At 57.5% G+C, this 12017-nt stretch carries 8 protein-coding genes and 1 pseudogene; 7 read left to right on the top strand and 2 right to left on the bottom strand.

Annotated elements, in window-relative coordinates:
* The first annotated feature begins 49 nt into the window (after positions 1 to 49).
* The 5 genes from FB472_RS05890 (at position 50) to FB472_RS05870 (ending at position 5852) form a co-directional block, all read left to right on the top strand.
* Entirely contained in the window at positions 50 to 1057 is a 1008-nt protein-coding gene (locus tag FB472_RS05890) for a peptidoglycan-binding domain-containing protein (protein ID WP_170192027.1), read from the top strand.
* On the top strand, positions 1054 to 1692 hold the full coding sequence (locus FB472_RS05885) for an ABC transporter ATP-binding protein (RefSeq protein ID WP_141990113.1): 639 nt from the start codon (positions 1054 to 1056) through the stop codon (positions 1690 to 1692). Before FB472_RS05890 ends, FB472_RS05885 begins: the two co-directional genes overlap by 4 nt.
* Positions 1689 to 2783 (top strand): ABC transporter permease, encoded by a 1095-nt coding sequence (locus FB472_RS05880; RefSeq protein WP_141990112.1) that lies wholly within the window; start codon positions 1689 to 1691, stop codon positions 2781 to 2783. Before FB472_RS05885 ends, FB472_RS05880 begins: the two co-directional genes overlap by 4 nt.
* 537 nt (positions 2784 to 3320) lie before the next feature.
* Positions 3321 to 3707, top strand: coding sequence for a hypothetical protein (locus FB472_RS05875; RefSeq protein ID WP_141990111.1), 387 nt, complete (start codon positions 3321 to 3323; stop codon positions 3705 to 3707).
* 786 nt (positions 3708 to 4493) lie between these two features.
* Positions 4494 to 5852, top strand: coding sequence for a chymotrypsin family serine protease (locus tag FB472_RS05870; RefSeq protein WP_141990110.1), 1359 nt, complete (start codon positions 4494 to 4496; stop codon positions 5850 to 5852).
* 441 nt (positions 5853 to 6293) lie between these two features.
* Here the strand turns inward: FB472_RS05870 and FB472_RS14630 are convergent.
* Together FB472_RS14630 and FB472_RS05860 are read right to left on the bottom strand one after the other, a co-directional pair.
* A pseudogene (locus tag FB472_RS14630) lies at positions 6294 to 6422 on the bottom strand (helix-turn-helix domain-containing protein); the annotation flags it as partial.
* A gap of 266 nt (positions 6423 to 6688) precedes the next feature.
* The gene (locus tag FB472_RS05860) at positions 6689 to 6991 is read right to left on the bottom strand and encodes an alpha-crystallin domain-containing protein (protein ID WP_141990109.1); all 303 of its coding nucleotides are present in this window, start codon (positions 6989 to 6991) and stop codon (positions 6689 to 6691) included.
* A gap of 886 nt (positions 6992 to 7877) precedes the next feature.
* Here FB472_RS05860 and FB472_RS05855 point away from each other — a divergent pair.
* Positions 7878 to 10994 (top strand): AAA family ATPase, encoded by a 3117-nt coding sequence (locus FB472_RS05855; RefSeq protein ID WP_141990108.1) that lies wholly within the window; start codon positions 7878 to 7880, stop codon positions 10992 to 10994.
* Between the two features lie 110 nt (positions 10995 to 11104).
* Positions 11105 to 11974 (top strand): hypothetical protein, encoded by an 870-nt coding sequence (locus tag FB472_RS05850; RefSeq protein WP_141990107.1) that lies wholly within the window; start codon positions 11105 to 11107, stop codon positions 11972 to 11974.
* Positions 11975 to 12017: the final 43 nt, after the last annotated feature.

Genomic DNA, 12017 nt, shown 5'->3' with positions numbered 1-12017 from the left:
ACATCGACGGAGACGCTGGACGGGTCGGGTCATATTTGTAGGAGCCGTGATGGTCGCTGCTTCGGGCGTGGCATGGGCTTCTGCGACTGTATTGGCGCCGCCAAGCGAAGTTCTCAGCGAGGTGCCTTTCACCTTCGTCGCCGCAGAGTATGGCGAAGTGGGCTCGAGTCTCACTCTGAATGCCGCCGCCGAATGGCATCCCGAGCCCAATGGAACGAACCTTGCGGCCGGAACCGTTACTACAGTGGACGTGGCTAATGGTGACGAAGTCGTACTGGGGCAGAGGGTCTATTCGGTCGACCTTCGCCCGGTATTTGCTGCTCGCGGTGACATTCCCGCTTTCCGGGACTTGTCGCGTGGCCTCACTGGTCCAGACGTGATGCAGCTACAGGAGCTACTAATTGCAGCCGGAACTTACACTGGCCCTGCCGACGGCGAGTTTTACGCTGGCACAGAACGGGCAGTGGAAGCTTGGCAGCTCTCACAGGGTGTCGAGGTCGACGGTTCCGTCCGCAGATCGGACATCATCTTCATCAGTTCCCTCCCCACGCGAGTTGCTGTTTCAGATGAGCTAGTTCGGGGGGCCTCGCTGGTGGGTGGGGAGATTGTGATGTCCGGGCTTGGTTCCGTACCCAATTTTACGATTCCGATCGGGGATGGACAATCTGGGCTAATTTCTGATGGAGATCGCGTCGAGATTAGCGCCCCCGATGGGTCCTCTTGGGAGGCGAAGGTGGCGAATCGGCTCATTGACGAGAATGGACAGCTCTTGTTGATCCTGATGTCGACGTCGGACGCGTCTATTTGCGACTTGGAGTGCGGGGCCATTCCAGTTGGTGACCCGACGCTTCTGGAATCGCGGGTCATCACACAGGAGCCCGAAGTGGGAGTCGTGATCCCGTCGGCGGCTTTCCTAGTGAAAGCCGACGGTGAAGTCGTGGTCGTAGATCGTGATGGGGCCGAACACGTTGTGTCAGTGGTCGCGAGCTCCCGTGGGATGAGCGTTGTTGACGGAATCGACGTAGGCCTCTTCGTGCAGGTGCCGGCCTCAGAATGACCGTTGCGATCAGCACAAGCGACCTTACATTCGGCTACGGAGCCACACCACTGATCGAAGGTTGGGATCAGCGAATCGATTGCGGCGAATTGGTAGCCATCACCGGACCATCTGGCTGCGGCAAATCGACATTGCTCTACTTGCTAGGTCTAATGCTTAGCCCAACCCGCGGGGAGATCCACATCGGCGGCAGTCCGACGTCGCGGCTCAAAGACGCGCAACGGGCGCGGTTTAGAGCGGAGCGCTTCGGGTTCGTGTTTCAAGACGCTGCGCTTGACACGACAAGAACCGTGCTCGACAATGTGATCGAAACTACCCTATACCGCGGGGAATCAGCCTCCTCGAAGGTGCCTGATGCGCTGGCGCTCTTGGAGCGCTTCGGGGTAGGGCTGCGCGCTGCAGCGCGGCCGGGCCAAGTGTCCGGCGGGCAAGCTCAGCGGATAGCCCTATGCCGCGCCTTGCTACACAAACCCGAGATTGTCCTTGCGGACGAACCGACCGGCAACCTTGACCCGGCATCAGCGGCCGTAGTCCTAGACGCATTCCGTGAGCATGCTTCATCAGGACGGACCGTCATTGTCGTCACTCACGACCCCTCGGTCGTTGCTAAGTGCGATCGGACGATCCATCTATGAACAGGTCATGGTTGATCCTGCGGGAGGCGATCGCCAGTGCCAGAAGCGCACCGATTACCTCACTCGCAGTGTTCATCATGGTGGCCGGGATGTGTGTTGGGGTGATGTTGACCACCGGTCGCACAGTCGCGGCGCAGCAGTCCGTGATCGCGACCCTGGATGCCGCGGGCACCCGATCCATTGTCGTAAGGGCGGAATCGGGTGCTGGCGTTGACAGCACGGTAATCGCTCGGATTCGAAACATTGCAGGCATTGAGTGGACGGGTGCATTTGGCCCCGCCAGCGACGTTGAGAATGCTGCATTCTCAGGCGGAACTCGTGTTCCAGTTCGCGATATTTGGACTGAGGATCCATCTATATTTGATCTCCAGTCGACTCCAGTTGAAGACAGCGTGTGGGCCTCCGACAAGGCACTTAGCGAGCTTGGGTTTCAAGCGCCCACGGGAGGAATAAACAGTGTCTCTGGAGAACCGTCACGAAGCATCGTCGGCCGCCTCGAACTGCCCGATTACTTGAACTTTCTAGAACCCGCGGTTTTCCATCCAAGGGCACCCAGCGCGATAGGTGAAATTGCAGTGCTCGTGATCGTCGTAGACGATCCATCCCTTGTTGGCGCCGTGTCGGTCGCGGTCCAATCAGTCCTAGCACCGGATGACATCACAAAGATTGCGATCAGCTCGAGCGAATCGCTAGCTCGACTCCGATCGTCGATCCAAGGAGATTTAGCAACCTCAGGACGCGGACTCGTCCTGGGTGTGCTCGGATTGACGGGGCTTCTCTTGGCCATCGTCGTTTACGGCATGGTCGCCTTGCGGCGTAAAGACTTCGGTCGGCGCCGCGCGCTCGGCGCCTCACAAAAATTGATCGTCGCCCTAGTCACGCTTCAATCGACATTGTTAGCCCTGGTCGGATCAATTGTCGGTTTGAGCGGCGCGACTGTAGCACTAATCATTATGCGAGATCCGCTGCCCGGGTGGGCATTCACCCTGGCAATAGGCATCCTTGCAACGGCAATTGGCGTCGTAAGTTCCCTCATTCCCGCCGGGCTCGCGGCTCGAAGAGAACCCATCAATGAATTACGCGTGCCCTGAATGAGATCTTCGGCCACTGCGTGTCCGCTATTGACAAGAACTTGTGGATACGTCAGGATCAGCGCAAACGAACGTAATCTTAGCTAGGAGTAATACGATGACCGCAACTCGCAAGATGACGAAAATGGGTGCCGCTACTGCTGCCCTCACAATCGCGATCGTGCTTTTGGGCACAGGACCGGCTATGGCGGCTGGGGGGTCAGGGACGCGGACTTGTAACGTACCTAAATCAGTATCCGGTTATTCCGATCAGGTCGGCAGCGGGTATCACCGCTACTACGCCAACAACACGGACAAAACGACAATTCAGCCCGCTTATCAGAGGGGCAAATTCAACTCGTACACATCGCTCCGCACCAGTGGTTGGCTGATCTACGCCCCGATCGTGTACAGCTACGGGACGACTTGCTTTTGAGTAGGCCTTTATCTGCCGCCATTGTGATCGCACTGGCCGCAGCGGCGCTGTTGTCAAGCTGTGCAACAGCCCCCAACCCGGTCGCACCGACACACAATTCGCGGGCGGACTACCCGCGCCTGATGACTACGTGCCTCGCCGACTATGGCTTTGAAGCGTCAACGCAGGGCACTGGTCTTGTCGTGGATAGCCCCTCGAGTCAGAGGGAGGCAGTTTCGAAAGCCGTCGCGGAATGTGAAAATTCCCTTGGCTACGACACAATCTCGTCGCTCTCCGAGGATCAACTTGGGGAGCTCTATAAGCTCGAGCTAGTTACGTTGAAGTGTCTAACGGATCTTGGCTACGACGTAGCTTTGCCCTCGAAGCAGGTGTTTGTCGATCGCTACTACAGCGACGAGTTTCCTCTCCTCGAATCTCAAGTATTTGACCAAGCGTCAAAGAGTGACTACGAATCGGCTATGGTTGCATGTCCGCCGGCAACTGCTTCGTACGATCCATACGTTGAGTAGCAAGTAGCGCCCCCGGTTGCGGCCACCGGTCGGTCGCTGCACAGGTAGCGTCCGTCCTACGCCGCGCGGCCGCGGCCAAAGAGGCGAACGCTGCCCGCAGGCGCTTCCATGATGAGCACCGCCCGCCGTCGGGCCGTCGAGTGTGCGCAAACGGTGGGCTAAAAGGGGCTTTCACTTCCGTCGCGAACTCCTCGCTGGAAGCCGCGAGGGCGGCCGAGAAAGCAGCTGGGGGGCGACGAGAAGAGTTATGTGTGGACTATGCACCCAGTGCAGTCGGCGAGTGCGCCAGTCGCTGGCAGCGCCCAGACGGAGGCAGCGAAAGACGCCTTCGAGGTGCAGCAATCGGCCCAGCAGGGCTGGGATCGCGGCATCCCAATGGCACGGGAATGGGACGCCGCAGGACTGCCGACTCATGCATCCGAGCCTTGAGGGGTTGGTTGTTGAGATCGCAGACCCGGTCAGGGCTAACGTTCCTTCGCATCACATGCATCCTTCCAGCTCACAAGGAAGCGGTAGCGAATTTTGGGCGCCTTAGCCCAACCATTCACGAGAAATGCTTGAATTTTCATTCCCCAGACGCTACCCTGTCAAAAAACTACTAACCGTCACTTACTCGACCCGAACGAGCGTGATAAAACCACGGAATGGGGAGTCATGGGAAAGTCAGACCACTCAGCCACTGCAAGTTCGGGGCTGATAGTTCGAGGAAGAAGGAGAGGGGGAGCTCGCCTAGGCGGGGTACTCGCCACTCTGGTACTTCTGGCTGTGATGACGCCAAGTGTCGCAATGGCATCATCTGAAGTCGACGACGACGGAGCTTCAAAGGTGGTGGAGAGCGATCCGCTAAAAGCAGAGGTTAGTCCAGAAAAGATGGAGTCAATCCTCCAGGAATTCCAGAAGACCGGGATTGTAGAGGGATCAGGGTCGCCGTCGGAGTGGAAAAACTTTAATGAGGATGCTCCACCGGAAGTATTTGAGCTAGCCAACGCACTCTGGAAAGACTACGGAAATACTAGAGGCTACGGTCCTGTCGAGTGGGTAAAGGAAACAGGAGAGGTGCTTGTCTGGTGGCATGGCTCGTTGCCAGAAAAGGCCTCCCGGCTCTTGGCAGATACTTCCCGGAAAGATTCTTTGCCAGTCCAAGTTCGGCCGATGGTCTACTCCGGAATGGACCTCAACGCAGCAGCACACGAGATGGCTGAAAGCCTCGCCAAAACCTGGCCCGAGGTTACGTCCGTGACAGCGTTGCATGATGGGACCGGTATTGAAGTCGCTCTTGCGAACTCTAATGGCGAAGCTCGCAAAGATGCTCCACGCGAATCCACTAGCGACCGTTTAGGGGCTAGTGCTTCTTTTCCCGTTGATTTTGTATCGACGGGTGAAGTCCAAACTACTGATGATCGGGTCAGTCAGGTGGCACCGTACGCAAGCGGCGGGCGGATCAAAAGAGGGGGCAGTGGTTGTACAAGCGGCTTTAGCGTTCAGATCGGCGAACCTGCACCTGACATAATCAAATCTCAGGGAATGATGTTTGCCAACCATTGCGGTGCATATGGACCCGGAACTTGGACCACCGTCAGCAACAAGTTTTTCGGTAACAAGTCTTCCCAATATGCTGCGAAGTACCGCGACGTTGCGCTTATGGTGAACGACCCTGTTCAGTCGGGTGTCTCAGATAGCCTCCGTTTCTATTACCCGCAAATGTTCTTGGGGGCTTACAATTCCGGAACTCGCTGGATTGTCGTCGACGGTCAGGTCCCGGTTATTGGAGGAGCGTGGTGCTTTTCCGGATCTTATAGCGGGACCTTCTGTTACAACACGATTACAGACATTAACGTGTACGTGAACTACGGGGGAGGGGCACCGTCTAGTGTCGGACCTCTGGTGGAGACAGTGAACTCAGCGAACCTGATTCCTGTCGGCCAAGGAGACAGCGGCGGGCCAGCCTTCAATTTTCAAAGTCCCAATACCAACGGCGTGTATGCGACTGGGATCATATCCGGAATCCGGACTGCAAGCACTGCGTGTTCTGGTCTTCAATACGAAGGAAGGATGTGCTCGGACACGGCATTGATCTCGCCTATTTACCCAGCGATGTCCGCTATAGATCGAGGAGTAAGACTGATGACAATCACGGACTATTAAGACTAAGGACAAATCGGAGTATCAAAGTCCGAGTTGTCGGGGGTGTAGCAATTGATCTCTCCGGCGGGTGTTCGAAAGCTGAAAAAGAGCAAAGCCGCGAGAGAGATAACGAGCGCTACTGTGAATAGCAAGGCTATAACAGTTACGGTCTTCATTAGCTCCCCTAGTCGCTTCTAATTATACATCTTCGTAGCCTTCCTTTCTGAGGAAGGCTACGAAGGCATCTGAGCATCACGGCAAGCCATTAAAGGGTCTCAAATGATCTCATGCTGTCCGTCATCATGGTCCGGGCAGAAAGCGACATTCTCATGGAAGGTGAGAATTTTCGGTCGGATTCCTACTGCTCCTTCTAGGAGGCGTGCAGCGCCCAGATCGCCGCTCCTATGCGGGTTGCGAAACCGCGACAGCGATAAACGACCCGGACTAGCCCAACGATGCGTTCTATCGTGAGCTTGCCGGAAGGTACTCGTAGATTGTTTGACGACTTGTGCCGAACTCCCGAGCAAGTGATGCTTTTGTTTCCCCTGCAGCCGCACGCCTCGCGACCTCCGTTGCATGGTCATCGTTGAGAGCTCTGCTGCGGTCTTTGCCAGCACCCCGTCACCTGTTTCATCATCAGATATTTGCTCAGGGAAACTGTAACAATGCTGAACCTGCCATCGCGTGTGCCGAGCCGCTAGCCCATACGGATCAGCAAGAGGATGTCAATCTCGATGTAGCTCTAATAGGCGCAATAAGAAGCAAAGGTCAACGGCGTAAAGTCGCAGTACCTCAGCGGGGTGACGGCGCGATCAGGCTATAACCTGACCGACCCATAAACGATCGTTCCGGCCGATCTAAGCCGCAAGCGTGATGAGAATCACAGCATTAGCGACGCTGATGAGGATCGACAGCACCGCAGCCACCTCAGGGAGCGTAATGAACTGCCTCGTCCTGCCGTGCGTGGGCTCCTCGCAACGATGCCAGCCTGGTCGACGCTTCTGACACCGCCCCTCCTTGCTGCCATTCCATGCCGTACACGTGCTCGTTAACCAGACGGCGAGTGCGAACGGCACCAGCACCGCCAACACTGCGAGGATCACGCCCACCAGACCGGTGTCTTCATAGAAACGATCCCAGGAACGGGCGACGAGGATCACGACCAGAAGATCGAGACCGCTGATCCCCGAGCTTGCAGTGGCACGCCGGTATCGCCGTGCCTCCTCCGAGTTGCGCGGCGTCGACGCCGCGGGGGGAGCCCAACCCGAGCCGCTTCCGCGGACGTAGGAAGAACCCCGACCGCTGTACGGGCATTGTATGCCAGGACGGTGCGTAGTAATCGAGCAGCGGGAGGTGTACTGACACATGCACCGCATCATCGCGGAACCCTCTGACATCGACCAGAAACGATCGTTTCTGACCACCAGCACACGAGTGGTCAAAACATGGTCGTATCGGGGGATAAAAGTCCGGTTTACGCGACCGCTTCCGAAACCTTGCGTCTTCGACGTTTCCGACTGCCGCTACTGAATGACTATTATCGGCAACGCGCGCGTCTTACCGGACGATCAGAATGTCGAGGCTTAAGACGCCACGCCACGCGCTGCTGGACACGTTCAAATGTTCACCCGCTCTTCGTCATCCGCGTCGACGGCCCAACTCGCTTTTGGCCAGGCCACTCATACGTGTCTTGGAAGATGCGTCGGTGGATGGCTTTCGTGTGGTCGTAGTCGAAGTGACCCACGGCCGGGGCGCGTGATATCTCTACGGTCTGATGTCACGCACAGGCCGACGCAGCTTTGTTCCGGCCCGACTCTGCGGCCCTGACACTTTCGCCCCTGTCAGCGCGCGTGACAAGGCTGTGCTGACGACAGCTTCTTCTTCCCCGACGAGAAAGCGATGTCGAAGAAGAAGAGATGGGACGTGCATCATGCACGATGAAACATGCCCTCTACGAGATGAGGAGGTAACGAGGAAGGTAACGATGAGTAGACAAGAATGATGTGATGCACGCAGGCACTATTAAGTGTGAGGTACCCTTGACGCATGCGCGGAGGGATTGCTAGGTGGAAGCGAGGGGTCGCTTCTCAGGGTGTCCGACAGGCTCTTGATTACGCATTTGGCGGCACCTGCGACTCGCACATCACAGCCTCAGCAGGAGCCGAAGCGGCAGCCGGCTACACCGACGGCATGATGGAACGCTTCGTTGTCGAGGACGGAGTGACGGTCTCTGACTCGCTCAGCCGTGACCAGTTGAAGGCGTGGATCGGTGGTGCTGATCCGGAAACTGGAGAGCACCGCGGACGTGAGCTCCCGTCGCCCGAGGCTGACCTGTTGCTGGATGCAACGGTCAATTCTCCGAAGTCCTTTTCGCTTGCGGCTCTTATGGATGATGAGTTGGCGGCCGAGTTTGAGCAGCTTCAAGACCGTCTGCGGGACCGTGTGCTGCTGACCTGGCAGTCCGAGCTCAACGCTCGACGCGGCGCTGGCGGGGCAATCCGTGAAGAGCTCTCCCGCATTGAAGTGGTGGAGCTCAAGCATGAACGGTCGCGTTCTTTGGATCCTCACAAGCACCGTCATTTGTGGCTGAATATGAAGGTTCGTGGCGTCGATGGACGATGGTCAAACGTCGATTCGCGGGTGGCTTTGCGCTTCCAAACTGTGGTCAATTCTGAGGGCGATTTGGCGGCTCGTACTGACCCCGAATGGATCGCTGCGTTGGCGGCTAAAGGGTTCACTGTGGATGCCTCTGGAGAGATCGAACAGCTGGCTCATTTGGTGCGTCCGCTGTCGCGTCGGTCGAACCAAATTGAGGCGAACCGAGCGCTGAAATTTGCGGAGTGGAAAGCCGCTAATCCGGGTCAGGAACCCGACCATAGTGTGCTGACGGCGATCGACCGGTGGGCGTGGGCGGCAGGTCGCCCGAACAAGCCCGGCAAGGTTGACGAGGCTCGCTGGACTGAGATTGTGCGCGACGAACTGTTGGAGCTCGACCCCAAAGTTCTGGGTGTGAGAGCCGCTACTGACGTTGTCCCGGTTCACGTCGGAGATCTTGATCGTGACCTTTTGGCAGCCCAAGCGATCGCCGATGCCGATCGCCGTTCCGCTGGTACCGGTGGTCGATTTAGCCACTACGACATCCGCGCCGGTGCCGGCCGTGCCGTTGCTGCCAGCGGCATTGTCCTCGACCGAGCACTCGTTTCAGAGCTACTCGAAGACGTCGTCGCTCGGGCAGTTGCGACGGAGACCGTCGAACTTTCCGAGGATGTGGACGCTCTTCCTGGTCACGTCAAACACTTCATGGCAGCCGATACAGCAGTGCTGAAAACGCAGCTCGCCGACCAGCTCGACCTGCTCGTTGAGGCAGGCGAGCCTGTTGCCGTTGGTGCGATCGACACTATCGCCAGCCGTGTTCTAAGCGACGGCCGCCGACTGGATGAAGGCCAGACGAACGCCGCTGCAGCGATCGCCGGCAGCGACCGTTTGGTGACAGTCACCGGACCTGCCGGTACGGGTAAGACGACCATGTTGAAGGTCGCTGCGGCATCGTTGGCAGAGCAGGGCCGCCAACTCATCGTCGTTGCCCCGACCAAGAAAGCAGCCAGCGTAGCCGGTCGTGAGACGGGCGCCACGGCATCGTCGCTGCACGGACTGCTATACGACAATGGGTGGCGTTTCGCGCCGGACGCTGCCGGCGTTCAACGCTGGTCGCAGCTGACGGTTGGCTCTGTGGGTGCCGACACGGGTGCCATTTACGAAGGCCCTCGCAAGCACGTGCTGCAACCAGGCGACCGCATCGTCGTGGACGAGGCCGGAATGATCGACCTGAACGCGGCGCGTGCATTGGCGATTCTTGCCGAACAAACCGGAGTCGGTATCGCGATGGTGGGCGACCACCTGCAAGCCTCCCCAGTCGGACACTCGGGCGCGATGGCGCTGACCAAGCAACGCTCCACCGCAGTGGTCGAGCTGACCGCAATTCACCGATTCAAGGATCCCGAGTACGGGCAACTGTCGATGCGACTGCGTGATCCGGGCAGCGAAGAGGCTGCTGTCGGTGTTGCTCGTGAGCTGTATGACGGAGGACACGTGGCTTGCGTCTCCAATGATCTTGACGCCCGCGCCCGGATGGTTTCTGGCTACTTCGAAGCCGCAGGTGTTGGACACAGTATCGCCCTGGTCACGGGCACCAATTCGGATGCGCAACTGGTGAACGAGAGCATCCAGAGCGAACGTGTTGCCCGTGGCCAGCTCGCAACGAAACGACTAGCCGAAGGGCAAGAGGGCCAGCGCCTGTTGGAGGGCGACGTGGTGCAGACCCGCCGCAACGACTCCAGCACTGGTGTTGAGAACCGGGCCCTGTGGGTTGTGAAGAAGATCCGCGATGGTGAGATCGTCCTCGCTAATGCTTCTCAGGCTGGGGATACAAGGACCGTTACGCGCGAGTATGGAACCAAGCATTTGCACCTTGCCTATGCCTCGACGGTGCACGGTATTCAGGGTGAGACGACTGACGTTGCCATTGTCGGGCCCGGTGTGGATGCCGCTGGTTTGTATGTTGGTATGACGCGTGGCCGGCGCCACAACGAGAGCGTTGTGATTGCTGGTAGCCGTAGTCAGGTGATCGATATTGTTGCCGACTCGATGCGACGCGGCCGCGTGGAGATCACTCTCGATGATTCCCGTGTTGCGGCGGCAGCTGAGCTGTCCCGCGCTGCGCGTTCACCTGAAGGCGTTAGTGCCGAGCGGGTCGAGAGTATGCCGGTAGATGATCCACGACGTCCGGCAATCCTCACTGCGCGAGCAGAAGTCCACGCACAACTGGAAAAGCTATCTGGCCGACTTACACGCGATCGCCAGACGATCCGAGAACTCGATACGCGCCTCGCTCACCGTGCTGCGCTCAACCACAGTGCCCAGATCACCGGTGGTGCGCAGGAGCCCGTTGACGCGCTGCAGTCTTCTAAGGTCAAGCTGATCGAGCGGGTTGAAGACGATTCAGCCAAGCGCGGCCAGCTGGCGGCGCGTTACCGCAAGCTCAGCGACGCTTTGGAGAAGCCGGCACAACCGCCCGTCGAGCGTTCGAAGGTGCCGACGCGTGACCCTGCACGCCCGACAGCATCCGTGGCAGCGGATAACGAGGAATCCGGCTTGTCACTTTAGAAAGCAGTTACTGACCGTCGGAGTTGAACCTTTTGGGGGGTACTGAAGATCTTGACTGCGGCATCAACTGACCTGCTACTCTTCGATTTGTATTCAAGATAGGGGCGAAGATGGAACCGCGACTTCGGTGGCCAAACGTTATGAAGGCATGGTCTGGCATATCGATTCTTGCGGTCGTAGCGGTGGTGCTCAGCGGCTGCGCCGCCCTCATGGGTGCTACAGATGATGGAGAGAAGCCTCCAGAGGCCGTACCCACAAGCGGTACTGCCGTCGACATTCCAGAAGATGCAAAAGCGTTTATCGATGCATGGGATGATCGCTACCCGGATGCTCTTGCAACGTACTACTCACATGCTGCCTACTTGAGAGCGAATCCTGGCTTAGATCTTACGATTGGACAAGACTATTTCACAGGATACGACTTCGAAAACCCAGAAATAAACCCAGTTAGTCCTCTTGGGTTTGACATTCTTACGACAACTTTTTCACAGGAAGTCGCAGCGCAACAACTTGTTGATGTGTTCAATAAGTCGGTTCCTGAAATGAACCTTCTGATGAATATTTTGGCGAAAAATCCACTGCCCGACCAAGTAAACGTCGTGAAGGATGAGTTCATCGATCACACGGGGTATTACAACTCTCACGCTCAACAGCTTGTTGATACACTCGCGCGGGTTGTCGAGGCATACGGTTCAAGCTCTGTATTCACTATCAATGAAGCGACGCCAGATATTGACGCTGACCCAGCCACTGCGACGGTCCTGTACGGCGATAGTCCCGTCATCGACAACATAAACGACGAAGGCCTAGTTGATTCGTTTAGTGATCTTCTCGAGATCTCCATTGCAATCGAGACATACAACGCATCAGGCGCAAAGGTTGTGAGTACGGAAATTGTCGAAGAAGTTCAATTCAGCGTCGCCCACGCAGCTAGCGTTGACTTCCTAAATAAGGGATTCATCGGCATCGGCTCAAAATAGTCTAAAGGGCTTTCTGTTTAGGTACCCCGGCCGACCAACGTCC

This window comes from Rhodoglobus vestalii (genome assembly GCF_006788895.1).
In the GTDB taxonomy this organism is placed as follows: Bacteria; Actinomycetota; Actinomycetes; order Actinomycetales; family Microbacteriaceae; genus Rhodoglobus; species Rhodoglobus vestalii.
The sequence above is the reverse complement of the archived record's forward strand: the minus strand, read 5'-3'. Positions and strand labels throughout refer to the sequence as shown.